24 protein-coding genes and 1 pseudogene are annotated in these 23,736 nt (G+C 71.8%); 16 read left to right on the forward strand and 9 right to left on the reverse strand.

What is annotated here, in order from left to right:
• Positions 1 to 9: 9 nt before the first annotated feature.
• The 7 genes from ADK66_RS21620 (at position 10) to hisF (ending at position 4,336) form a co-directional block, all read left to right on the forward strand.
• The gene (locus ADK66_RS21620; RefSeq protein WP_053658347.1) at positions 10 to 333 is read left to right on the forward strand and encodes a hypothetical protein; all 324 of its coding nucleotides are present in this window, start codon (positions 10 to 12) and stop codon (positions 331 to 333) included.
• A gap of 14 nt (positions 334 to 347) precedes the next feature.
• Positions 348 to 1,073, forward strand: a complete 726-nt coding sequence (gene priA / locus ADK66_RS21625; RefSeq protein ID WP_053658130.1) for a bifunctional 1-(5-phosphoribosyl)-5-((5-phosphoribosylamino)methylideneamino)imidazole-4-carboxamide isomerase/phosphoribosylanthranilate isomerase PriA — start codon at positions 348 to 350, stop codon at positions 1,071 to 1,073.
• A complete protein-coding gene (locus tag ADK66_RS21630; RefSeq protein ID WP_053658132.1) occupies positions 1,070 to 1,459 on the forward strand; it encodes a RidA family protein in 390 nt (129 codons plus the stop codon). Before priA ends, ADK66_RS21630 begins: the two co-directional genes overlap by 4 nt.
• A 105-nt stretch (positions 1,460 to 1,564) precedes the next feature.
• The gene (locus tag ADK66_RS21635; protein WP_053658349.1) at positions 1,565 to 2,011 is read left to right on the forward strand and encodes a MarR family winged helix-turn-helix transcriptional regulator; all 447 of its coding nucleotides are present in this window, start codon (positions 1,565 to 1,567) and stop codon (positions 2,009 to 2,011) included.
• 5 nt (positions 2,012 to 2,016) lie between these two features.
• Positions 2,017 to 2,448 (forward strand): organic hydroperoxide resistance protein, encoded by a 432-nt coding sequence (locus ADK66_RS21640; RefSeq protein ID WP_053658134.1) that lies wholly within the window; start codon positions 2,017 to 2,019, stop codon positions 2,446 to 2,448.
• Between the two features lie 49 nt (positions 2,449 to 2,497).
• Entirely contained in the window at positions 2,498 to 3,496 is a 999-nt protein-coding gene (locus tag ADK66_RS21645; protein WP_053658136.1) for an NADP-dependent oxidoreductase, read from the forward strand.
• Between the two features lie 72 nt (positions 3,497 to 3,568).
• Positions 3,569 to 4,336 (forward strand): imidazole glycerol phosphate synthase subunit HisF, encoded by a 768-nt coding sequence (hisF, locus tag ADK66_RS21650; RefSeq protein ID WP_053658138.1) that lies wholly within the window; start codon positions 3,569 to 3,571, stop codon positions 4,334 to 4,336.
• A 6-nt stretch (positions 4,337 to 4,342) separates the two neighbouring features.
• On the opposite strand, the gene ADK66_RS21655 is transcribed toward hisF, so the two are convergent.
• Positions 4,343 to 4,804 carry a hypothetical protein gene (locus tag ADK66_RS21655; RefSeq protein WP_053658140.1) on the reverse strand — a complete coding sequence of 154 codons (462 nt, stop codon included), beginning with the start codon at positions 4,802 to 4,804 and terminating at the stop codon, positions 4,343 to 4,345.
• Between the two features lie 101 nt (positions 4,805 to 4,905).
• Entirely contained in the window at positions 4,906 to 5,577 is a 672-nt protein-coding gene (locus ADK66_RS21660) for a YitT family protein (RefSeq protein ID WP_053658142.1), read from the reverse strand.
• Positions 5,578 to 5,636: 59 nt separating this feature from the next.
• On the opposite strand from ADK66_RS21660, the gene ADK66_RS21665 reads away from it, so the two are divergent.
• Entirely contained in the window at positions 5,637 to 7,094 is a 1,458-nt protein-coding gene (locus ADK66_RS21665; protein ID WP_053658144.1) for a PLP-dependent aminotransferase family protein, read from the forward strand.
• A gap of 152 nt (positions 7,095 to 7,246) precedes the next feature.
• Positions 7,247 to 8,551: a low temperature requirement protein A gene (locus ADK66_RS21670; RefSeq protein WP_231640119.1), complete on the forward strand. Its 1,305-nt coding sequence runs from the start codon at positions 7,247 to 7,249 to the stop codon at positions 8,549 to 8,551.
• A 46-nt stretch (positions 8,552 to 8,597) separates the two neighbouring features.
• On the opposite strand, the gene ADK66_RS21675 is transcribed toward ADK66_RS21670, so the two are convergent.
• From ADK66_RS21675 to ADK66_RS21685, 3 genes are all read right to left on the reverse strand, one after another.
• A complete protein-coding gene (locus tag ADK66_RS21675) occupies positions 8,598 to 10,424 on the reverse strand; it encodes a long-chain fatty acid--CoA ligase (protein ID WP_053658146.1) in 1,827 nt (608 codons plus the stop codon).
• A gap of 138 nt (positions 10,425 to 10,562) precedes the next feature.
• Positions 10,563 to 11,372, reverse strand: a complete 810-nt coding sequence (locus ADK66_RS21680; protein ID WP_231640120.1) for a terpene synthase — start codon at positions 11,370 to 11,372, stop codon at positions 10,563 to 10,565.
• A gap of 270 nt (positions 11,373 to 11,642) precedes the next feature.
• Entirely contained in the window at positions 11,643 to 12,272 is a 630-nt protein-coding gene (locus ADK66_RS21685) for a TIGR03085 family metal-binding protein (RefSeq protein WP_053658150.1), read from the reverse strand.
• A gap of 162 nt (positions 12,273 to 12,434) precedes the next feature.
• Between ADK66_RS21685 and ADK66_RS21690 the strand changes: the two genes are divergently transcribed.
• The 3 genes from ADK66_RS21690 (at position 12,435) to ADK66_RS21700 (ending at position 17,119) form a co-directional block, all read left to right on the forward strand.
• The gene (locus ADK66_RS21690) at positions 12,435 to 14,324 is read left to right on the forward strand and encodes an ABC transporter ATP-binding protein (RefSeq protein ID WP_053658152.1); all 1,890 of its coding nucleotides are present in this window, start codon (positions 12,435 to 12,437) and stop codon (positions 14,322 to 14,324) included.
• 173 nt (positions 14,325 to 14,497) lie between these two features.
• Positions 14,498 to 16,279 carry an ABC transporter ATP-binding protein gene (locus tag ADK66_RS21695; protein WP_053658154.1) on the forward strand — a complete coding sequence of 594 codons (1,782 nt, stop codon included), beginning with the start codon at positions 14,498 to 14,500 and terminating at the stop codon, positions 16,277 to 16,279.
• Between the two features lie 90 nt (positions 16,280 to 16,369).
• Entirely contained in the window at positions 16,370 to 17,119 is a 750-nt protein-coding gene (locus tag ADK66_RS21700; RefSeq protein WP_053658156.1) for a hypothetical protein, read from the forward strand.
• A 62-nt stretch (positions 17,120 to 17,181) separates the two neighbouring features.
• Here ADK66_RS21700 and ADK66_RS21705 read toward each other — a convergent pair whose 3' ends face one another.
• The 3 genes from ADK66_RS21705 to ADK66_RS21715 form a co-directional block, all read right to left on the reverse strand.
• Positions 17,182 to 17,778 (reverse strand): TetR family transcriptional regulator, encoded by a 597-nt coding sequence (locus ADK66_RS21705; protein ID WP_053658158.1) that lies wholly within the window; start codon positions 17,776 to 17,778, stop codon positions 17,182 to 17,184.
• Positions 17,779 to 17,854: 76 nt separating this feature from the next.
• Positions 17,855 to 18,610: an ABC transporter permease gene (locus ADK66_RS21710; RefSeq protein ID WP_053658160.1), complete on the reverse strand. Its 756-nt coding sequence runs from the start codon at positions 18,608 to 18,610 to the stop codon at positions 17,855 to 17,857.
• Positions 18,607 to 19,377 (reverse strand): ABC transporter ATP-binding protein, encoded by a 771-nt coding sequence (locus tag ADK66_RS21715; RefSeq protein WP_053658163.1) that lies wholly within the window; start codon positions 19,375 to 19,377, stop codon positions 18,607 to 18,609. Before ADK66_RS21715 ends, ADK66_RS21710 begins: the two co-directional genes overlap by 4 nt.
• A gap of 29 nt (positions 19,378 to 19,406) precedes the next feature.
• Here ADK66_RS21715 and ADK66_RS32740 point away from each other — a divergent pair.
• The 4 genes and pseudogenes from ADK66_RS32740 to ADK66_RS21730 form a co-directional block, all read left to right on the forward strand.
• Positions 19,407 to 20,237, forward strand: a pseudogene (locus ADK66_RS32740) (hypothetical protein); the annotation flags it as partial.
• A 168-nt stretch (positions 20,238 to 20,405) separates the two neighbouring features.
• Positions 20,406 to 20,837, forward strand: a complete 432-nt coding sequence (hisI, locus tag ADK66_RS32745) for a phosphoribosyl-AMP cyclohydrolase (RefSeq protein ID WP_053658353.1) — start codon at positions 20,406 to 20,408, stop codon at positions 20,835 to 20,837.
• A 43-nt stretch (positions 20,838 to 20,880) separates the two neighbouring features.
• Positions 20,881 to 22,434, forward strand: a complete 1,554-nt coding sequence (locus ADK66_RS21725; protein WP_053658165.1) for an anthranilate synthase component I — start codon at positions 20,881 to 20,883, stop codon at positions 22,432 to 22,434.
• 173 nt (positions 22,435 to 22,607) lie between these two features.
• On the forward strand, positions 22,608 to 23,210 hold the full coding sequence (locus ADK66_RS21730) for a Trp biosynthesis-associated membrane protein (RefSeq protein ID WP_053658167.1): 603 nt from the start codon (positions 22,608 to 22,610) through the stop codon (positions 23,208 to 23,210).
• A gap of 81 nt (positions 23,211 to 23,291) precedes the next feature.
• Here the strand turns inward: ADK66_RS21730 and ADK66_RS21735 are convergent, their stop codons facing one another.
• Positions 23,292 to 23,567 carry a hypothetical protein gene (locus ADK66_RS21735; RefSeq protein WP_053658355.1) on the reverse strand — a complete coding sequence of 92 codons (276 nt, stop codon included), beginning with the start codon at positions 23,565 to 23,567 and terminating at the stop codon, positions 23,292 to 23,294.
• Between the last annotated feature and the right edge of the window lie 169 nt (positions 23,568 to 23,736).

Consider the following 23,736-nt stretch of genomic DNA (forward strand, 5'->3'; position numbering starts at 1 on the left):
GGTGGCGCGGTGAGCCGGGAGCGGGCCCGCCGACGGGCGGAGCGGGAGGCTGTGCTGGCCCGGGAGCGGGCGGTCCGGCAGCGCCGGGTGGCCCGCCGGCAGCGTCGTCAGGCGGTGGTCCGCCGGTTGACGCCTCGGGTGCGGCGGGGCCGCTCGGGTCGTCTGGCCCGGCACTCGCGGGGTGAGCGGGCGGCGATCGTGCTGCTCACCGGGGCGGCCGTGCTCATGATCTGGACGTTCGTCGACAATCTGGCGTTGCGTATCGCGCTGATCGTGTTGTTGCTGCTCGTACTGCCGGCGATCGTGGTGATCGCCTTGGACCGCCGTACCTGATCGAGGAGAAGACCGTGAGCCTCACCCTGTTACCTGCCGTGGATGTTGCCGACGGCCGGGCTGTCCGGCTCGTGCAGGGCGCCGCCGACAGCGAGAGCATCTATGGCGAGCCGTTGGACGCGGCGCTGGCGTGGCAGCGCGACGGCGCCGAGTGGATCCACCTCGTCGACCTGGACGCGGCGTTCGGCCGGGGTACGAACGCCCACCTGCTTGCCGAGGTGGTGCGTCAGTTGGACGTGAAGGTGGAGTTGTCCGGTGGTATCCGTGACGACGAGTCGTTGCGCGCGGCGCTGGGTACGGGGGCGGCGCGGGTGAACATCGGCACGGCCGCCCTGGAGGATCCGGTGTGGTGTGACCGGGTGGTCGCGGAGTACGGCGATCGGGTCGCCATCGGGTTGGACGTGCGCGGTCATACCCTGTCGGCGCGGGGCTGGACCCGCGATGGCGGTGACCTGTACGAGGTGCTGGAGCGGTTGGACAAGGCGGGCGCGACGCGCTACGTGGTCACCGACATCACCAAGGACGGCACGATGCGCGGGCCGAACCTGGATCTGCTGCGCGAGGTGTGTGCGCGTACCGACCGACCGGTGATCGCCTCGGGTGGGGTGTCCACGTTGGATGACCTGCGGGCGCTGGCTGGTCTGGAGTCGATCGGTGTGGAGGGTGTGATCGCCGGTAAGGCGCTCTACGCGGGCGCGTTCACGGTGGCCGAGGCGCTGCGGACGCTGGCCGAGGCGTGACGACCACCAGGCTGGGCTCGGGCGGCCCGTGGGAGCAGCGGTACGGCTACTCACGGGTGGTCCGGGCCGGGCAGTTCGCCTGGACGGCGGGCTGCACGGCGACGGTGGACGGTCGGGTGGTCCACGTTGGTGACGCCGCGGCGCAGACCGCGCAGGCGCTGCGGATCGGGTTGGCGGCGCTCGCCGAGGTGGGTGCGGAGCCGGGTGACGTGGTCCGTACCCGGATGTACGTGACCGATCGGCTGCACGCCGACGAGGTCGGCCGGGCGCACAACGCGGTGTTCGGTGCGGTCCGGCCGGCCGCCACGCTCGTGGTGGTGGCCGCCCTGCTGGATCCGGATCACCTGGTCGAGGTGGAGTTGGAGGCGTACCTCGGCGACAGCTGAGGTCGGCCCGGGCGGTGACCGCCTGGCCAGCCCGGCGGTCATTGCCGTGGCCATCCCGCAGGCAGATCAGTTGTGCACAACTTAATTGTGGGCTACGGTTCAGTGGTGACCGATGATCTGCTGTTGCGCCGGCAGGTGTGCTTCGCGCTCTACGCCGCGTCGCGCGCCCTCACCGACGTCTACCGGCCGATCCTCGACGAGTTCGGGCTCACCTACCCGCAGTACCTGGTGCTGCTGGTGCTCTGGGAACGCCCCGACGACGCACCCACAGTGTCCGAGCTGGGCGGCGAGCTGCGGCTCGACTCCGGCACGCTCTCCCCGCTGCTCAAGCGGTTGGAGACGGCGGGCCTGGTGGCACGGCGGCGGTCGGCGCGCGACGAGCGACGGGTCGAGGTGGGCCTCACCGAGCAGGGTCGGGTGCTGCGGGAGCAGCTCTGCGACGTACCGCTGCGGGTCGCGCAGGCCACCGGGCTGAGCCTCGATGAGCTCGTGGCGCTGCGCGACACCCTCACCCGGGTCACCGACACCATCCACCGACAGAAGGAGCAGTGACTCTCATGCAGGTTCTCTACACCGCGTCGGCGACCGCCAAGGGCGACGGCCGCGACGGCCACGTCGAGACCTCCGACGGCACGCTTGCTGTCGACCTGGCCGTGCCGAAGGAGATGGGTGGCGCCGGCGGTGCCGCCAACCCCGAGCAGCTCTTCGCCGCCGGCTACGCGGCCTGCTTCCACAGCGCACTGCGGGTGGTGGCCCGCCGGGCCAAGGCCGACGTGAACGGCTCGGTCGTCAACGCCGAGGTCGGCATCGGCCCCAACGGCAGCGGCGGGTTCGGGCTCACCGTGCAGCTCCTCGTCGACCTGCCCGCCGTCCCCCGCGAGACCGCCGAGCAGATCGTCGAGCAGGCCCACCAGGTCTGCCCCTACTCCAACGCCACCCGCGGCAACATCGACGTCACGCTCACCGTCCGCGAGACCCTGGCCGCCTGACGTCCGCAGAACTCCTGGCCCCCACCGCGGACGAGAGGACTACCACCAGATGACCACCAACCGCGAGATCCACCTGGCCAGCCGCCCCCAGGGCTGGCCCACCGAGGACACGTTCCGGCTCGTCGAGACCGACGTGCCGACGCCCGGCCCGGGCCAGATCGTGGTCCGCAACCAGTACATGTCCGTCGACCCGTACATGCGGGGACGGATGAACGACGTCAAGTCGTACGTGCCGCCGTTCGCCCTCGACGCGCCACTCGACGGCGGCGCGATCGGTGAGGTGGTGGCAAGCGAGGCGCCCGACGTCGCCGTCGGCGACACCGTCCTGCACAACCTGGGCTGGCGGGAGTACGCGGTGCTCGGCGCCACCTCCGCCCGCAAGGTCGACCCGAGCCTCGCGCCCGTCAGCGCGTACCTCAGCGTGCTGGGCATGACAGGCCTGACCGCGTACGCCGGTCTGCTTGAGGTCGCGGCGATGAAGCCCGGCGAAACGGTCTTCGTCTCCGCCGCCGCTGGTTCGGTGGGCAGCCTGGTCGGCCAGATCGCCAAGCTCAAGGGCGCCGGCCGGGTGGTAGGCAGCGCCGGTACGGCCGCCAAGGTGCAGCGGCTGAAGGCGCTGGGCTTCGACGCCGCGTTCGACTACCACGACGGGCCGGTCCGCGAATCGCTGCGCGAGGCCGCCCCGGACGGCATCGACGTCTACTTCGACAACGTCGGTGGCGATCACCTGGAGGCGGCGATCTCGGCGCTGAACCTGCACGGTCGGGTCGCCATCTGCGGCATGATCGCGCAGTACAACGACACCGAGCCGCCGGCCGCGCCGCGCAACCTGGCGATGGTCATCGGCAAGCGGCTCACACTGCGGGGCTTCCTGGTGAACGATCACGGACACCTGCGCGAGGAGTTCGTCCGCGACGTCGCGGGCTGGCTGCGCGAGGGCCAGCTCTCCTACGACGAGACGATCATCGAAGGCATCGACAACGCCCCGGCTGCGTTCCTCGGCCTGCTGCGGGGGGAGAACCTCGGCAAGATGCTCGTTCGTCTGTGACAGGGACCTCTTAACGGCGGCCGGCCCGAATGGGCCGGCCGCCGTCGCGTGGGCGGAGGATAGGCTTGCGGCATGACGGTGGCGGTACGGGTGATCCCGTGTCTGGACGTGGACGCCGGACGGGTGGTCAAGGGGGTCAACTTCCTCGACCTGCGCGATGCCGGTGACCCTGTGGAGCTGGCTGCCGCCTATGACCGGGCCGGCGCGGACGAGCTGACCTTCCTCGACGTCACGGCGTCCTCCAGCGACCGGGGCACCATGCTCGACGTGGTCCGCCGCACCGCCGAGTCGGTCTTCATCCCGCTGACTGTGGGTGGCGGGGTCCGGCAGGTCGCCGACGTCGACACGCTGCTGCGCGCGGGCGCCGACAAGGTCGGCGTGAACACCGCCGCCATCGCCCGACCGGAGCTGATCGCCGAGATCGCCGACCGGTTCGGCCGGCAGGTGCTCGTGCTCTCCCTGGACGTGCGCCGCGCCTCGCCCGGTGCCACGCCCAGCGGCTTCGAGGTCACTACGCACGGCGGTCGACGCGGCACCGGCATCGACGCCGTGGACTGGGCGCGGCGGGGCGCCGAGCTGGGCGCGGGGGAGATCCTGCTCAACTCGATGGACGCCGACGGCACCAAGGCGGGCTTCGACCTGGAACTGATCGCCGCAGTGCGGGCCGTGGTGGACGTGCCGGTGGTGGCCAGTGGCGGCGCCGGTGAGGTGGCGCACTTCGCGCCGGCGATCGGGGCTGGTGCGGACGCGGTGCTCGCCGCCAGTGTCTTCCACTTCGGTGAGCTGACGGTGGCCGAGGTCAAGGACGCGCTGCGCCGCAGCGGTCACCCGGTGCGCTGAGCCCGGTCAGTGGCCGCCGGTGTGCCCCTCCGGTGACCGGCGGGGCGTGGGGATCGAGCGGACGGCGTACTCCTGCACGGCCGCCGCGTGATCAGCCTCGTCCAGGCTCCAGTCGGCGTGACCGGGCGCGCGTCGGCGGCTCAGCACACCCTGCACCGTGTCCACCATTGTCGCCACCCCGGCGCGCGGCCGGGTACGCCAGAGTTGCTCGCCCTCGGCGGTGATCCGGAACCAGCCGTCGGCCACGGTAACCAGCCCGGAGCCCACAAGCCGCTGGACGGCGGCCTCCACCTCGTGCCGCTCAGGGATCGCCCGGTTGAGGTGATCGGCTGTGGACAGAACATCGGCCAGCCGGACGCCCTCGGGCCGGCGGCTGGTCGCCGACCGACGGTGGCGCCCGGCCCCGCTCGCGATCACCAGCGACACGAAGATCCAGGCGTCCGACCAACGCCAACCGTTCTCCCCCATGCAGAGATGATGACGGCGAGCGTCGCGGAAGGGAACACCCACAGTCGATAGTGCGCTATTACACCACCGTGGCGTGCCGGCCCGTGAACCGTCGGTGAGGCTCAGCCGGTCGGCGCGACAGGTTCGACACCTTCAGTAGCGGGCCGCACGGCATCGGGCCGGCTCGGCGCGGGTACCGCGAACAGCGGGATGAACAGTTGCGCGAGCGGCCCGATGGCCAGCGCGTAGGCGACGGTGCCCACGCCGACAGTGCCGCCGAGCAGCCAGCCCAGCGCGAGCACAGTGACCTCGATGGCGGTGCGCACCAGCCGGACCGACAAACCTGGCCGGCGGGCCACCATCCCGGTCATCAGCCCGTCGCGGGGGCCAGGGCCCAGGTTTGCGCCGAGGTAGAGGGCGGTCGCGGCGCCGTTACCGATGATCCCGGTGATCAGCAGCGCGATCCGCGAGGCCAACGGTCCACCGTCCGGCATCAGGGCCAATGTGGCATCCACGACGAGGCCGATCACCACCACGTTGCTGACCGTGCCCAGGCCGGGTCGCTGCCGCAGCGGGATCCAGAGCAGCAGCACCAGGGTCCCGACGATGATGGTGACAGTGCCGAAGGAGAGCCCGGTCAGCTCGGACAGCCCCTGGTGGAACACGTCCCAGGGGTTGAGGCCCAGACCCGAGCGGATCATCAGGGCCATGCTGACCCCGTAGAGGACGAGCCCGACGTAGAGCTGGATGAGCCGCCGCACCGGCCGATGCCGCAGATTGCCAATCAGTGCCATGCATGCCACCCTAGGGGCCAATCCTCCCGACGGAAGAGGCCAATATTCGAGGAGTGGCCATGTCAGGTCAGGTGCGAGGCGTCCAATTGGCCCGACTGCTCGGGCAGTGGCACGCCCTGCCGGGCCGCCGCCGCTGCCCCGACTACGCCGCTCTGGCCGCTTCCGTACGCGGCCTGCTCGCCGACGCCCGGCTGCCGCTGGGCGTCCGCCTCCCTGCCGAACGGGAGCTGGCCGAGGCGCTGCGGATCAGCCGTACCACTGTCACGGCCGCGTACCGGGAGTTGCGCGAGACCGGGCACCTGGCCAGCCGCCGGGGCGCCGGCAGCTGGACGATGCTGCCCGCCAACCACCGCGTCGCGAGCACCGGGCTGTGGACACCTGTGGACGACCGGGACATGATCGACCTCGGTGTCGCCGCGCTCGCCGCGCCGCCGCAACTGCTCGACGCGGCCCGCGCCGCCACCGAGGATCTGCCCCGCTATCTGGGCGGCGCCGGCTACCACCCGACCGGGATCATCGAGCTGCGCGAGGCGGTGGCCGACGGCTACACCGCCCGCGGCCTGCCCACCTCGGCCGACCAGATCATGGTCACCAGCGGCACCCAGCACGCCCTGGACCTGGTGCTGCGGCTCGCCCTGCCACCCGGCGGGAGCGTGCTTGTCGAGTCACCTACCTACCCCAACGCGCTCGCCGCCCTGTCCGGCCGGCGAGCCCGGATCACCACCCACGGGCTGTCCGTCGACGCCGGCGGCTGGGAGCCCGACCTGCTGCTGGGCAGCCTGCGGCAGACCCGGCCCAAGCTGGCCTACCTGATCCCGGAGTTCCAGAACCCGACAGGGCATCTGATGCCGGCCGCGCTGCGCGAGCAGGTGGCTGCCGTCGCCCACGCCGTCGGCACTGACCTGATCGTCGACGAGTCCTTTGTGGACCTGCCGTTGGGCGGCACCGAGCTGCCCCCGCCGGTGGCCGCGTTCGACAGGCACTCCCGGGTGGTGAGCATCGGCGGGATGAGCAAGCCGTACTGGGGTGGCCTGCGGATCGGCTGGGTCCGCGCCTCCGCTCCGCAGGTGCAGCGACTGGCCGCCGTCCGGGTCGGCGTGGACATGTCCAGCCCGGTGCTCGACCAACTGGTCGCCGTACACCTGCTCGCCGACGCGGCGACGATCGTCGCGGAGCGTCGGGTCCAGCTCGCCGCCCAGCGCGACGCGTTGCTCGGCGCACTGGCGCACCGGCTTCCGGACTGGCGGGTGAACGTTCCGCGCGGCGGCGTCACGTTGTGGGCCGAGCTGGACGGTCCGGTCTCCAGCGCGCTGGCCCGGGCCGCCGAGGAGGTCGGAGTCCGGTTGGCACCGGGCCCCCGGTTCGGTCTCGACGGCACGTTGGAACGGTTCCTGCGGCTGCCGTTCACACTGCCCGCCGCCGACCTGGTGGAGGCCGTGGGGCGGCTCGCTGCGGTCCGCTACGACCTGGACCGCGCCGGCCGACAACGCTGGCGGGAGCCCGCCGTCATCGCCTGAGCCGCCGCTGTCGCGACCGACCGGCCGACCGCAGGGCCAGCGTCCCGAACCGCTCCCGTCTCGTCGCGGACCGCCCGAGGCAGGGTGAGCGGGCATCGCGGCGGTTCGCCGGAACGTGCCTTCGGCCCGACTGCGGCTGCCACAATCCCCTGGTGGACGTGGGTGCGGGGGCGCGTGGGGTCCAGCGGAGCGCACCGGGCTCCCGGGCAACCCACCTCGAACTCTTCTACGACCTGATCTTCGTCTTCGCCTTCCTGAACGTGACCACCGTAACCGCCGAAAATCCGACAGTCCGCGGCCTCGTCCAGTGCCTGGTGGTGCTGGCGCTGCTCTGGTGGTGCTGGACGGGGTTCGCCGTGCTGGGAAACCTGATCCGGACCGACCAGGGCATCGTCCCGCTGATCGGCTTCGCCACAATGGCCGCCGCATTCGTGCTGGCGCTGAGCCTGCCGAAGGCGTTCGTCGACCGTTCGGGCGGGCTGTACGGCCCGCTGGTCTTCGCGGCCGGCTACTTCCTGGTCCGGGTGAGCGAGACGTCGATCTTCATCTGGCTCGGTCGCCGGAACCAGGACGTGCGTCAACGCTGGCTGCTGCTCGTCCTGCCGCCGCTGCTGGCCACGTCGCTCATCGTCGCCGCCGCGCTGCTGCCGCAGCGGCTTTTCGACGGAGCGGGCGAGGGGTCGGCCCGGCTGGTGCTCTGGCTCGCGGCCCTGGGCGTGGAGTACGGGGCTGGGCTGTTGTTGGGCGGCAGCGGGTGGACGGTGGTCTCCGCCGGGCACTGGGCGGAGCGGCACGGCCAGATCGTCTTGATCGCCCTCGGCGAGGCCATCATCGCGCTCGGGTTCTCTCCGGGCGGCGGCGCCGGTCTGCCGTTGACCTGGCCGGCGCTGATCGCCGCGGTGCTCGGCGTGGCGGTGGCCGCGACGCTGTGGTGGGCGTACTTCGACACCCTGGCGCTCGGTATGGAACAGGCCCTGCACCGGACCCGCGACCCGGTCGCCCGTGCCACTCTCGCCCGGGACACCTACACCTACCTGCACCTGCCGGTCATCGCCGGGATCATCCTGTTCGCGCTCGGACTCAAGGGGCTCATCCACGAGGCCGCCGATCCCAACACGCCGAGCTGGGGCGTTCCGTTGCCGAGCTTCGACCTGCTGGCGCTCTACGGCGGGGTCGCGCTCTACCTGCTCGCGCTCGCCGTGCTCGGCCGGCGGATGCTCGCCTCTCGCCGCTGGCCCACGATCGGCGGAATCGCGTTGCTGTTCGTGCTGGTGCCGGTGGCCGGTTCGCTGCCGGAGATGGTCGCGTTGGCCGTGCTGGCCGTGGCGACCTCGCTGGCCGTGTTGGCGCAGACGATCGTGGACGCCCATCACCGACGAGGGGTCCGGCGGGTGGCGCTGGCGGAGCAGCTCGCCGCTGAGGAGGAACAGTCGAGGTGGCGGCGTCACCACCTGTGAGGGCCCCGTGCCGGCGGGCAGCCGGGACACGGGACCCTCGGTGGGATCAGAGCTCGGCGAGGGTGCCGGCGTACATCTTGTCGATCTCGGCGGAGAAGTTGCTCTCCACTCCACGCCGCTTGATCTTGAGCGACGGGGTGATCTCGCCGTCCTCGATTGTCAGGTCGCGCGGCAGGATCGCCACCTTCTTGATCGTCTCCCAGCGGTTGAGCTTCGCGTTGAGCTGGGCGACGTACTCCTCGACCATCGTCTGTGCCTCCTGCGAGGTCACGATCTCGGTGTAGCTGCGACCCTCGAGCGGGCCGCCGGCGACCCAGCCCTGGATCGCGTCCGGGTCCAGCGTGACAAGCATGGTGCAGAAGTTGCGGGCCTGCCCGACGACGACCGCCTGCGAGGTGTACGGGCAGATCGCCTTGAACATGCCCTCGATGTGCGACGGCGCGATGTACTTGCCGCCCGAGGTCTTGACCAGGTCCTTCTTGCGGTCGGTGATCCGCAGGTAGCCCTGCTCGTCGAGGGTGCCGATGTCGCCGGTACGGAAGAAGCCGTCCTCGGTGAACGCGGCGGCGGTCTCCTCCGGCAGGTTGTGGTAGCCGCGCATCACCGGCCGACCACGCACCAGGATCTCGCCGTCGGAGTCGATCCGGCACTCCAGGTCGCCCATCGCCCGGCCCACGGTGCCGATCCGCAGCCCCGACGGCGGGTTGACGAAGTTGCCGGCGCTGGTCTCGGTCAGGCCGTAGCCCTCGGAGATCGGCAGGTTGGCGGCGGCGAAGAAGGTGGCGATCTCCGGGCTGAGCGGAGCGGCACCGGAGACGAGCACGCGCATCCGGCCGCCCAGGCGGGCCTGGAGCTTGCTGAACACCAGCTTCTCGGCCAGCCCGTAGCGCAGCTTGAGCCCGCCGGGCACCGGCTTGCCGGCCTGTTCCAGGGCCACCTTCTCCTTGCCGACCCGGACGCCCCAGGCGAAGATCTTCGCCTTCGCGCCGCCAGCGCCCTGCGCGGTGGTCACCGCCTTGTTGTAGACCTTCTCGAACACCCGGGGAGCGCCGCACATCAGCGTCGGGCGGATCACCGCCAGGAGGTCGACCAGCTTGTCCACCCGCCCGTCGACGTAGGTGGGCAGCCCGACGTGGATGGCGCCGCAGAGCAGGGTCTTGCCGAACGAGTGGGCCAGTGGCAGCCACAGGTACTGGAGATCGTCGTCGCGCAGCAGCCCCACCTCGGCCTGCGCCACGGCCTCCCAGCACCAGCCGCCGTGCAGCAGCTCGACGCCCTTGGGTTGGCCTGTGGTGCCGGAGGTGTAGATCAGGGTGGCCAGGTGGTCCGGGCCGATGCCGGCCACCAGCATGTCGATCAGATCCGGCTCGGCGGCCAACGCGGCTTCGCCGCGCTGCTCCAACTCGGCGAGGGTGAGCTGCGGCACCGCAGCGGCGGGGTCGGCGGCACCGTCGAAGAGCACCACGTGGGTCAGTGCGGGCAGGTCAGCACCCGCGATCTTGGCCGCCTGGGCGGGGTTCTCCGCGAAGAGCACCCGCGAGCCGGAGTCCGCGATGATGAACGTCGCGTCTCCCGGCTCGGTGGTCGGATAGACGGTGGTGGTCGCCCCGCCGGCACACATGATGCCGAGGTCGGCGATCACCCAGTCGAGCCGGGTGTTGGCGAGGATCGCGACCGGATCCTCCTGGCCGACGCCGAGCGCGTGCAGGCCGGCGGCGACCGCCTTGGCGCGCTGACCGACCTGCTCCCAGGTCAGCCAGTTCGGGCCCGAGTCGTCGGGCAGTGGGGACGCGAAGGCGTGGCGGTCGGGGGTCGCTGCCACGCGCTTGAGGAACATGTCCGGGATGGAGCGGTACGGTACATCGAGAGCCATCGCTGTAGCCGCCTTCGGGGGTGGTGGCGTGACGGGCGTCACGTCATAACGGTTACCGAAGAGTATTGCCTCTCACCAGGCATCGGCTAGCCCTGGAGATCATCCGGCTGTCCCCGTCCCACCAACCGGTACCGACGATCAGGCGTACCGGGCAGCCATGACTGACCAGTCGTAGGTGGCACGAACCCAGTTGCGTCGGGAGGCGAGCGGCTCGTGCAGTGCGTCGTCACCGCTGGCCAGCAGCGCCTCCTCCGCGTCCAGGTACGCCGCCAGCCCTCGGTTGAAGCGGTCCGCGGCGGCCCGCAACGCGTCCGCCTCGTCCAGGCCGCCCTCCTGGGCGATCACGGTCACCAGATTGTGCGCGTCCGGGTCTGCCCGGCTCTCCTTGCCGTAGGAGAACAGGTCGTTGCACCAGCAGATCAGGTCCACGGCCAGCAGATCCAGGGCGGTCAGCGCCGGATCGGCACGTCGTGTCGGCCCCGGCGGTCGACCCGACGCCAGGTCGGTCAGGGTGAGGCAGGGGTGGACGCCGCCGATGTGCCGCCGCAACTGGACGTACTCGGTGACCCCGGGGACCCGTTGGCGCTCCCGGTTGGTCGCCTCCCAGAGCAGCGCCAGCAGATACTCCCGCAACTGGCTGACGAACCGCAGCAGCAGCGCCGAGCGGCCCTGTGCCCGGGTCCGGCGGCACAGGTCGTGCAGTGCAGCGCCCAGCGGGCCCGCCTCGGTCGGCGGTCGTGCGGCCGGATCACCGCACTGATCCAGCACGTCGAGGAGCGCCCCGATGGCCGGCGCCAAGCGGCCCGGGTCGGTCCCGAGACCGTCCTCGTCGCAGGCGTCATCCATGACGAAGAGCCAGGAGATCAGGTCGGTGAGAAGTCGGACTCCCTCCACTGGTCCGTCTGGGCAGGCCCGGCCGGCTAGGCCGGCGGCATCCGCCTGTTGCAATCGGCTAACTCTATGTCCGGAATCGACCAGCCCGAACGTTCGCGCCCACTTGACGCTCTCGTCCGCCACCCGATCCGTGGCCTTATGGCGCCCTCCCACAAAGGAAGGTTCCCGTAGCGCCGAAATCGCGAAACTGCGCATGCTCCGCCCCCACTTCATGCCGCCCCGGCGCGGAACGGCGCGCTGAAGCGTACGGGAGGAGGTATCGTTCCGCATCGCTCCCGCGTGCGTAATTCCGTGGAAGTTTCGTGACCGATTCAGTACAGACGGTCACATACCCAGGCTGGCGTTGCGCAGTTGCTGCGCCGACGACGCCGGTCCGTCCAGCTGAACACGGGCCACCCGCTGCCGCCCGGAGAGGAAAAGCGTCAGCTCGCCCGGGGCACCCACCAACCGCAGCGGCTCGCCACCGCGGCCGGTGGAGATCTCGCCGTAGCCGGGCGCCTGGACGTACAGGTCAGCGGGGAAACGGCGCAGCCTCATGCGGGCCAGAGGGGCTGCCCGCTTCCAGAGCGTGGCCTCCAGGCCACTGGACAACTCGCGCGGCTGCCACCCCGGCGCCGCCCGCCGCACGTCCTCGTGGTGGATGAAGAACTCCACCGTGTTGACCAACTCGTCGGTCAACGGGTTGCTGACCGGGCTCCACACCGGCGGTCGACGCACCTGCGTCACCAGTTCCGGGTACGGCCGGGCCGCGATCTGGAGGCGGACCCGCTCGGCGTACGCGCGAAGCGGCGGCAGCAGGAGCCCGCCGGCCGCGTCCGGTCGGCGCTCCCGTAGCACCAGGTGCGCGGCGAGGTCGCGGGTCGCCCAGCCCTCGTTGATCGTCGGCGCGTCCGGCCCGAGGGCCAGCAGGAGATCGGCCAGCGACTGGCGCTCGGCTCGGGCGTATCGCGGCATGGCCCGATCGTAGGCCCGGATGCCGTGCGCCGCCCGTCGAGCAGCTCAGCGCCTGGTGCGCCGCCCGGTGCGTGACTGTCGACATATCCGGTCCGGGTCGTCGGTGTCGGTGGCTACCGGTAAGGATGAGGGAGATAATTGTGGCTTACGGCGGGGGAGAGCGTGGCGAGCGGAACAAGTCGGGACGTACTCGGCCGGGGGCTGGGAGTCCTCCGGCAGGCCATCCGGGAACAGCCACGCATTTTTGCGGTGGCAGTGCTCGGCAGCGTGCTGTTCGGCGGAATGGTCATCGCCAGCGCGTTCGTGGTGGGCGCGGTTGTCGGTGACGTGGTGGTGCCGGCCATCGCCAGCGGCGAGGTGGCGACCGGCACGCTGGCGCTGGCCGCCGTGGCGCTCTTCGGCATCAGTGTGCTGCGGGTCGTGGGGATCTTCGGGCGTCGGCTCGGCGCCGGCTACATGCAGTACCGCCTCCAGGCGGCCTACCGTCGGCGGGTCACCCGCCGGTACCTGGACCTGCCGCTGTCGTGGCACCACCGCAACGCCACAGGCACCCTGCTGTCCAACGCCAACTCCGATGTGGAGGCGGCCTGGTATCCGATCGCGCCACTGCCGTTCGCCGTCGGCACGTTGGTGATGCTTGTCGGCGCGATCGTCTCCCTGTTCGCCACCGACTGGGCGCTCGCACTGGTCGGCCTCGCGGTCTTTCCCGCGCTGTTCGCGCTCAACGTGGTCTATTCCCGCCGGATGGCGCCCCGGCAGGCCCGGGCGCAGCGGCTGCGCGCCGAGGTCAGCGAGATCGCCCACGAGAGCTTCGACGGCGCGCTCGTGGTCAAGACGATGGGCCGCGAGGCGCAGGAGACCACACGGTTCGCAGGTCGCGCCGGAGAGTTGCGGGACGCGCTGATCGCGGTCGGCCGCCTGCGGGGCGTCTTCGATCCACTGCTGGAGACCCTGCCCAGCCTCGGCACCCTGGCGGTCCTTGTGGTCGGGGCGTTCCGGCTGCGCCAGGGCGCGATCAGTGTGACCGAGCTGGTCAGTGTGGCCTTCCTCTTCACAGTGCTGGCGTTCCCGGTGCGGGCCATCGGCTGGGTGCTTGCCGAACTGCCGCGCAGCGTCGCCGGCTGGGACCGGGTCCGCCGGGTGCTCGACGCCACCGGCGAGATGCCGTACGGATCCCGCGTGCTCGATCCGGCCACCTCCGGCCCGGCCACGCTCACCTTCACGGATGTGCACTTCTCGTACCCGCCGGCGGAGGCGCACCAGACCGGCGCGAAGGTGCTCGGCGCTGTCGGGTTCACGGTGCCGGCCGGCCGCACGGTGGCTCTGGTCGGGCCGACCGGCGCCGGTAAGTCCACAATCGCCTCGCTGGCGGTGCGTCTCGTCGACCCGGACTCCGGCACCGTGGAGCTGGACGGTGTGGACGTGCGGGACCTGACCGCCGCCTCGCTGGCGAGCACCGTCGCCCTTGTCGCGCAGGTGCCGTTCGTCTTCGACGACACCGTACGGGCCAACATCGCCCTCGACCGGCCGGGCATCGACGACGAGGTGGTCTGGGCGGCGTTGCGGCTGGCCGAGGCGGACGGTTTCGTCGCGGCGCTGCCCAACGGGCTCGACACGATGGTCGGCGAGCGCGGCACCTCGCTGTCCGGCGGGCAGCGGCAGCGGCTCACGTTGGCCCGCGCGCTGGCGGGGAGCCCACGTCTGCTGGTGCTCGACGACGCGACGAGCGCGGTGGACCCCCGGGTGGAGGCGGCAATCCTGGCGGGTCTGCGCTCGTCGGCGGGCGAGCCGGGAGCGCCGGTGGCGTCGATCCTCGTCGTCGCGTACCGCCGGGCGACCATCGCACTGGCCGACGAGGTGATCTACGTCGAGCAGGGCCGGGTGGTGGCCCGGGGCACGCACACCGAGTTGCTGGGCACGGTCCCCGGGTACGCGGATCTGGTGACCGCGTACGAGCAGGCGGAGGTCGAACGGGCGCAGGAGCGCACGTACGACGAGGTGGCGCCGCTGCCGTCGGGCTTGGAGATCGAAAACGAAAGGTCGACCCGGTGAGCGCGAGGAGTGCAGCGCAGCGGAGCCCCGCAGTCGCGAACGAGAGGCCAGCCCGGTGAGCGCGAGGAGTGCAGCGCAGCGGAGCCCCGCAGTCGCGAACGAAAGGTCGACCCGGTGAGCGCGAGGAGTGCAGCGCAGCGGAGCCCCGCAGTCGCGAACGAAAGGCCAGCCCGGTGAGCGCGCAGACGGATGAGCGGGCGGCGAGGTCAGAGACGACCTGGCAGACGTTGCGGCGTGGGTTGGCGTTGTCGCCGGAGCTGCGGACGGGGTTGGCTGGCACGCTGGCTCTGGCGTTGGTCTACATGGTGGGCCGGGTGGCGGTGCCTGTCGCGGTGCAGCAGGGCATCGACCGGGGCATCGTCGGTGGCCTGAACCTGACCGTGATCTGGTCGGTGGTGGCGATCACCGCGGCGATTCTGGTGGTCACCACGCTCTGCGGTTACCTGATGATGCGGCGGCTGTTCACTGTCAGCGAGACGGCGTTGGCGAACGTGCGGACGCGGGCGTTCCGGCACGTGCATGACCTGTCGATGCTGCACCAGCAGTCGGAGCGGCGCGGTTCGTTGGTGTCCCGGGTGACGAGTGACGTCGACCAGATCACCCAGTTCCTCCAGTGGGGCGGGGTGATCCTGCTCGTCAATCTGGGGCAGTTGGTGGTCACGACGGCCGTCATGCTGGCGTACTCCTGGCAGTTGACGCTTGTGGTGTTGGTGGCGTTCCTGCCGGCGGTGTTCATCATCCGGCAGTTGCAGCGTCGCCTCGGCGCGGCGTACGCGACGGTGCGTCAGCGCACCGGCACGTTGCTGGGCGCGATCGGCGAGAGTGTGGTGGGCGCGCCGGTGATCCGGGCGTACGGCATCGCGGGGCGTACGGCGCGGCGGTTGGACGACGCCATCGACAGCCAGCGTGTGGCGCAGCAGCGGGCGATCCGGATCAGCATCGTGGGCAGCTCGGTGGGTGAGTTGGCGGCCGGTGTGGCGCTGGCCGGCGTGGTGGTGCTCGGGGTGACGCTGGGGGTGGACGGCACGCTGTCGATCGGCCAGTTGACGGCGTTCCTGTTCCTGGTGACGTTGTTCATCCAGCCGGTGCAGATCGCCACGGAGGTGTTGAACGAGGCGCAGAACGCGATCGCTGGTTGGCGGCGGGTGTTGGACGTGCTGGACGTCGCTCCGGACGTGGCCGATCCGGGGGAGCAGGGTCGGGATCTGCCGGGCGGTCCGTTGGACATCCGGTTCGCCGGGGTGCGGTTCGCCTATCCGGGTGGTCCGCCGGTGCTGCACGACATCGATCTGGAGATCGCGGCGAAGAGTCGCGTGGCGGTGGTGGGGGAGACCGGCAGCGGCAAGACGACGTTCGCGAAGCTGCTCACCCGGTTGATGGACCCGTCGTCGGGTGCGGTGCTGCTGTCCGGGGTGCCGCTGTCGGAGGTCCGGTTCGATTCGCTGCGGTCCCGTGTGGTGATGGTGCCGCAGGACGGGTTCCTCTTCGACGCGACGGTGGGGGACAACGTCCGGTTCGCCCGGCCGGAGTTGACCGATGAGCAGCTCGCTGCGGCGTTCACCGAGTTGGGCCTGGCGGACTGGCTGGATGGTCTGCCGGCGGGCCTGGACACCCCGGTCGGTGAGCGTGGTGAGGCGCTCAGCGTCGGGGAGCGGCAGTTGGTGGCGTTGGCCCGGGCGTACGTGGCGGATCCGGATCTGCTGGTGCTGGACGAGGCGACAAGCGCTGTGGACCCGGCGACGGAGGTGCGCTTGCAACGGACGCTGGACGCCGTGACGCGGGGTCGTACCACGCTCGCGATCGCGCACCGGCTCTCCACGGCGCAGGCGGCCGACGAGGTGATCGTGGTGGACCGGGGGCGGGTCGTGCAGCGCGGCTCCCATGACGAGCTGGTCCGGGATGCCGATTCGGTCTACGGCCTGCTGTACGCGTCGTGGCTGGAGCAGACCAGGTAGCGGGGCGCCTGCGTGGGGCAGGTGGACGTGGTGGGCCCTGTGCTCTACGCTCCGGGTTAGGTAAGCCTAACCTTCGAAGGGGGTCTCCCTATGCGGCCCAGCCCCGCCGAGACCGTGCGTACTCTCGTCGCCGGTCGGCTGCCCGGTCTCATCCACCTGGCCCACCGACCGGGCCCGCACCACGCTCGGCACGTGACCGACCCCGACGGGCGGGTCCTGCTGCTGGTGCCGGTCGCCAGCCACCTCGCCGCCGCGTTGCAGCCAGACGGCGGGAGCGCCGAGGTCGCCGTGGTCCTCGACGTGCTCGACCTGCCACCGGCGGCCGGCGCTCCGGGGTTGGGCCGGGCGTGGGTGTCCGGTTGGGCAGGTGAACTGCACGGCGACGAGGCGCGCCGAGCGGCCGTCGACTTCGCCGCTGTCGAGCCGACAGGTGACCTGCTCGACGTGGGGACCCGTTTCCGGCTGTTCCGCTTCGAGGTGGCCGAGGTCCGCTGGGAGCAGGCGGGCGTCGTGCGGCGGATCGACCCGGGGGAGTACGCCGAGGCGGAGCCGGACCCGGTGCACCCGGTCGAGGCGCTGCTCCTGGCCGACCTCGCCGACCGCGACGCCGCCGAATTGACCGACTACCTGCGTCAGCAGCTCGGTTTGACCGAGCAGACCCCGGACGGGCCGCCGCGCGTGGTGCGCATCGATCGATACGGCCTGGTGGTCGCCCTCGGCCGTCCCGCCGCCCGGCGTCGCATTCGGTTGGCCTTCCCGTGTCCGCTGGCCGGCCCGGACGAGCTGGACGGGCTGCTTCCGACGCTGCGTCGCCGGGCCGAGGCCCGTCCGCCCCGCTGATCGGGCCGGCCTCCAGCCGCCGGAACCGGCCTACGAGCGGCCCCGTGACCGCCGCGACCTGTCTAGGTCGGCAACGGCCCGGTCAGGTACCGCTGGATGGTCGGACCGATGGCGGCGACAAGGGTCTCCGGGTCCGCCGAGGCGACCGGCTCCATCCGGACGACGTGCCGCATCAGGGCCAGGCCGATCATCTGGGTGGCCACCAGGGAACCGCGCAGCGGCAGCTCGTCCCTGTCGACGTCGAGCTGCTCCAGCACCCGCCGCAGCACCTGGGTGGTGACGAACTCGCGCAGCAGGCGGGCGGTCCACTCGTTGCTCACGGCGGAGCGCAGCAGCGCCTGCGCGGCACTGCCGGCCGGGGAGTCCCACACGCCGAGGAAGTTGCGAACCAGTCGCTCGCCGACGCCGTCCTCGTCGCCGGCGAGCACCGTCGGTACCAGCTGGCCGGGGTCGACCGGGAAGTTCATCGCGGCGAGGAACAGCTGGTCCTTACTGCCGAAGTAGTGATGCACAAGCGCCGGGTCGACCCCCGCCGCGCTGGCGATGGCACGGATCGAGGCGACGTCGAAGCCACGCTCGGCGAACGCCGTGCGCGCCGCGTCGAGGATCGCCTCCCGGGTGTCCGGGTTGCCGGGTCTCCGACCGGTTCGCCGCGCCATCGTCGCCCTTCGTTCGTTTCACAGGCGCAGCCGCCGCACGGCCGCGCAGGTCTCAGCCGGTACGGCCGCGCAGGTCTCAGCCGGTACGTCGGCGCAGGGTGGCCGCCGCGAGCACCAGCGCCAACACCACAGCGCCGAGCACCACCGCCACGTCCCGCCACATCGTGCCGGTCGGTTCGGCGTGCGCGCCGACCTCCTGCAACGCCTCGACGGCGTACGACAGGGGGAAGGCGTTACTGAGCGCCTGGAGCCAGCCGGCCATCTGGTCACGGGCCACGAACAGGCCGCACAGCAGCAGTTGGGGGATCACCACGACCGGCAGGAACTGTACTGCCTGGAACTCGGTGCGGGCGAAGGCGCTGCAGAGCAGGCCGAGGGCGACACCGAGCACGGCGTCGACGACAGCGATGCCGATCACCAGACCGCTGCTGCCTGCCGTCTCCAGATCGAAGATCCAGTACGCCACCGCAGCGGCGACCGTGGCCTGCACGGCGGCGGCCAGCCCGAACGCGATGCCGTACCCGAAGAGCAGGTCGAGCTTGCCCAGCGGGGTGGTGAGCAGGCGTTCCAGGGTGCCGGAGGCGCGTTCCCGGAGCATGGCGATGCTGGTGACCAGGAACATGATCACAAAGGGGAAGATGCCAAGCATCACCAGCGCGACCCTGTCGAAGGTGGACGGTTGACCGGGCGGGGTCGGCTGGTCGACGTACATGAAATAGACGAGGGTGAGCAGGGCGGTCGGAACCACGAGGAGCAGCGCGATCGTGCGCCGGTCGTGCCTGAGCTGGCGCAGGATGCGACCGGTGGTGGCCGCCAGGATCCGCGGGTTCACGACGCCTCCCGTCCGGTGCCCGAGGTACGGCCGGTGGTTTCCGTCGGGCCGGAGCGGGCCTCCTCGGCGCGGATCAGCCGCAGGAACGCCTCGTCGAGGTCGTCCACACCGGCGGACGCGCGGACCGCGTCCGGGCTGTCGTCGGCGATCAGTCGCCCCGCGCGGATCAGCAGCAGCCTGTCGCAGCGCGCCGCCTCGTCCATCACGTGGCTGGACACCAGCAGTGTGGTGCCGGCGGCGGCCATCGCGTGGAACCGTGCCCACAGGTCGGCGCGCAGCACCGGGTCCTGACCGACTGTCGGCTCGTCGAGGATGACCAGCTCCGGGTCGCCGACCAGGGCGCAGGCCAGTGAGGCCCGGCTGCGCTGGCCGCCGGAGAGGGTGGCGACCAGTTGACCGGCGGCCTCGGCCAGCCCGACGTCGGTGACCGCCTGGTCGGCCTCGGCGCGACCGCGTCCGTGCAGGGCCGCGAAGTAGCGGGCGTTCTCCCGAACGGTCAGGTCGGCGTAGACGCTCGGCGCCTGGGTGAGGTAGCCGACCTGGTGCCGCAGCGCGGGAGCACCAGCCGGCTGGCCCAGCACGGTCACCGTCCCGGAGGTGACCACCTGCACGCCGACCACCGCGCGCAGGAACGTGGTCTTGCCGCTGCCGCTGGGGCCGAGCAGCCCGGTGACGGCGCCGCGCGGAACGGTGCAGCTGATGCCGTCCAGCACCCGCCGGCCGCCCCTGTCGACCACCAGGTCACGGACCGCTATCGCGTCGGTCATCCCGCACCTCCGATGGAATTCAACACTTGATGAACTCAACGCTAGATGAGATATCGAGGCCGCGCAACGCGCCCCGTCGCACCCAACGGAAGAACGGGCAGTACGCTCCGGACCGGACACCAGGTCCGCCATCGGGCATTGCGCACCGATCGGACGTGCGGCACGATGGCGCGGTGGGTCACGCTCCGTTACCGCACAGCGGGTTCCTTGAGGACTGGGCCGCACGGTTGCGGCAGGCCGCCGACCGGCCGGTCGTCGGCATCCTGCTGCGCGGCAGTCACGCCCGCCGGACCGCCACCGCCCACAGCGACGTCGACCTCGACGTGCTCGTCGGTGGCACCCCGTACGCGGCCCGCCGCGCGTACCTGGCCGAGACCGCCGGCCGCGTCACCCACGTCTCGGTGGCCGCCCGTGACGTCCGCTCCTGGGTGCACCGGCTCGGCGAGCCGGCCGACTGGGCGTTCGGACTGCCGGTCACCACGCCGGCCCGGCTGCTCTGGGCCGACCCGCACTGGCGGCCCCGCATCGACCTGCCGGTGCTCTGCCAACCTGCCGAACCGCCCCGGCTGGAGGAACTGATCGCCATGCTCGGCAAGGCCGCCGCCGCGCGAGCCGCCGCCGACCGCCTCGGCGTCCGGCTCGCCGTGGCCGACCTGGCGCGACTGTGCCCGTCGGTGCTGCGCCCGGCGAACCCCTCGGTGCGGGTGGCATCTCGACGGGCGGCGTTCGCGGCGGCCCTGGAACTGCCGGTCGCCCCGCCCGGCTACCGGGACGACATGCTGCTCTGCCTCGGGCTGCGCCCTGGCACCACCGGGCAACTCTGGACCGCCGCCGTACGGCTGGTGGCCGGCACCCTGCCGTTGATCCGCCCGTACGCCGAGGAGATCGCCGAGGCGACCGGCACCGACCTGGCGGACGCTCTGGTCGACGGTCGGCTGGACCGCTACGTCGCCCAGCTCGCCCAGCCAGCCCACCCCGGGCGGGAGCCGTCGCCCGTGTCCGCGGCGCGTGCAGGACAATGGGTCACTGTGCCCGTACCTGACGCGCCGCCGACCGGCGTACCCAGCGATCCGAGCGGCCCGACGGCTGCCGTGCCGGCCCGGCCCTCCCAGCTCGACCCGGCCATCGCGGCCCGGTTGCGCCGCAACGCCGACGGCCTCGTCGCCGCGGTGGTCCGCGCCCACGACTCCGGCGATGTGCTGATGGTCGCCTGGATGGACGACGAGGCGCTGCACCGCACCCTCACCACCGGCCGGGCCACCTACTGGTCGCGCAGCCGGCGCGAATACTGGGTCAAGGGCGCCACCTCCGGGCACCACCAGTACGTCCGCTCGGTCGCCCTGGACTGCGACGGCGATGCGCTGCTGGTAACCGTGGAGCAGGTGGGTGCCGCCTGTCACACCGGGCAGCGGACCTGCTTCTTCACGGAGCTGCCCGTCACCAGCCCGGAGGAGCTGTGACCACGCGCGTCGGCGCGACCGCGACCGAAAGGCAGGCTCAGCCATGACCGACGGCGCGGTGAGCCCGGATCCGGTCACCTTCACCGAGCTGGCGGCCCGCTGGCGGGTGGTGCCGGTGACGCGCCGGCTGCTGGCCGACGCGGAGACCCCGGTCGGGGTCTACCGCAAGCTGGCCGGTGGGCCCGGCACGTTCCTGCTCGAATCGGCCGAGCAGGGCGTCGGCTCCGCCGGCATGGCCTGGTCGCGGTACTCGTTCATCGGCGTGCGCAGCAGCGCCACGCTCGTCGAGCGCGACGGCGTGGCGACCTGGCTCGGCCAGCCGCCGGCCGGGCTGCCCACCGAGGGTGACCCGGTGCGGGTGCTGCGGGAGACCGTCGCGGCGCTTGCCGGCCCGGTCGCCGACGAGGCCAGCGGGATGCCGCCGCTGACCGGGGGCATGGTGGGCTACCTGGGGTACGACCTGGTGCGTCGCTTCGAGCGGCTGCCCGAGCTGACCGAGGACGACCTCGGTGTGCCGGAGTTGGGCATGATGCTCGCCACCGACCTGGTGGTGCTCGACCACTACGACGGCTCGGCGATCCTTGTCGCCAACGCGGTGCTGCCACCGCTGGGCACTCCGGGCCGCGACGAGCAGGTCACCGCCGCGTACCACCACGCGGTGGGACGGCTCGACGCGATGACCACCGCACTGTCCCGACCCATCCCGCCGATGATCTCCACGGTGGAGCGTCCGCCGGCCGGCGAGGTCCTCTGCCGTACGCCCGAGGGTGGCTATCCGAAGGCGGTGGAGGCGGCCAAGGAGGCGATCCGGGCCGGTGAGTGCTTCCAGATCGTGCTGTCGCAGCGGTTCGAGCGGGAGACGCACGCCGATCCGCTGGACGTGTACCGGGTGCTGCGCACCAGCAACCCCAGCCCGTACATGTACCTGCTGCGCTTCGACGGGTTCGACATCGTCGGCTCGTCGCCGGAGGCGCACCTGAAGGTCACCGCGGGCTCGGACGGGCGACGACGGGCGTTGTTGCACCCGATCGCCGGTACGCGGCCCCGCGGTGGCACCCCGGCCGCCGACGCGGCGCTCGCCGCCGAACTGCTCGCCGACCCGAAGGAACGGGCCGAGCACGTGATGCTCGTCGACCTGGGCCGCAACGACCTGGGTCGGGTCTGCGAGCCGGGCAGCGTGGAGGTGCCCGAGTTCGCCACCATCGAGCGGTACAGCCACGTGATGCACATCGTCTCGACTGTGATCGGCACGCTGCGTGACGATCGTTCGGCGTTCGACGCGCTCGCCGCGACCTTCCCGGCCGGCACTCTGTCGGGTGCTCCCAAGGTGCGGGCCATGGAGATCATCGAGGAGTTGGAGCCGGTCCGGCGTGGCGTGTACGGCGGCACTGTCGGCTACTTCGGCTTCGGCGGCGACCTCGACATGGCGATCGCCATCCGTACCGCGCTGATCCGCCAGGGCCGCGCGTACGTGCAGGCGGGCGCTGGGGTGGTCGCCGACTCGGATCCGGCCGCCGAGGACCAGGAGACCCGCGCGAAGGCCGCCGCAGTGCTGGCGGCGATCGCCGCCGCCGAAACGCTCCGGGCTGCCCGGTGAGCGCGAGGAGTGCAGCGCAGCGGAGCCCCGCAGTCGCGAACGAAAGGTCGGCCCGATGAGCGCGAGGAGTGCAGCGCAGCGGAGCCCCGCAGTCGCGAACGAAAGGTCGGCCCGGTGAGCGCGAGGAGTGCAGCGCAGCGGAGCCCCGCAGTCGCGAACGAAAGGTCGGCCCGATGAGTGGGGCGGATGTTGGTGAGGGGTCGGAGGGCGGGGTGACGACGGGTCGGCGTCAGCTGACGTACGCCGTGCTGTTCGGTCTGGTGGGCGCGGCGCTGGCGCTGTGGGCGGCGACCCGGAGTTGGTCGGTGGAGGTGACGGCGCGTCCGGCCCCGTTGCCGGCGGTGCGTGATGTCCGCAGTGGGGCGGCGCTGCTGCCGTGGCTGCCGGCGTTGGCTCTGGTCGCGTTGGCGGGTGGCGGCGCGGTGTTGGCCACGCGGGGCTGGCTGCGCCGGGCGGTGGGTGTCCTGCTGGGGGTGCTGGGCCTGGCGGTGGCTGCTGGCGGTGGGTACGGGCTGGTCGCCGACCTCGGTGGTGTGGTGAGCAGGCAGTGGCCGGCGCTCTGTCTGCTCGGCGGTCTGCTGGCCGCGGTGGGCGGTGGGTGGACCGCGTTGCGGGGCGGAGGCTGGCCGGCGATGGGTGCCCGGTACGAACGACCGACGCGAACCGTTACAGAGAGTGAGCCTGAGGCGGCTGGGCGTCCCGGCCCGATGGCCGGGAGGCGGACCACCGAGGCGTGGGACGCGCTGGACCGGGGCGAGGATCCGACGGCCACCTGACGCGACGCACCGACCGGCGCGTCAGGCGGCCTCGTCGCGGGTCGCCGGTCAGCGAGGCCCACACCGACTTCGGCGCGGGTGTCAGCCGACGGGCTGGTGCTCCCGCTGCTCTTGCTGGCGGCGGGCGGCGGCACGGGCGGCGGCCAGTTCGGCCACCAGCCGGTCCAGTTCGGCGCGTCGGTCGGCGCGGGCCCGGTCGGCGCAGACCGCCTCCCAGGCGTTGCCGCGGGCGGTGCGCATCCGGTCCTCGCCGACGACGGCCCGTTCCAGGGTGTGCACGACGCTCACGGCGAGTGACGCAACGGTCCGCGAGATGGTGGTCAACCCGATGCTCTGGTTCGGCTCGACAATGCTCATGGTCACCCCGCACGAGAAGTTGGCGACGGTCGGGCAGGTGCGCCATCGAGTCTGCCCGAGGACGATGCTGACCGGTTGACGTTTCGCCGGGGTGACCGCCCGGTCAACTGTCTCGCCACGGTGCTGACCTGGGACGGGCCATTCGGCCTTGAGTTCGCTCACAGCATCG

The organism is Micromonospora sp. NRRL B-16802 (assembly GCF_001279555.1).
Classification (GTDB): domain Bacteria; phylum Actinomycetota; class Actinomycetes; order Mycobacteriales; family Micromonosporaceae; genus Micromonospora; species Micromonospora profundi.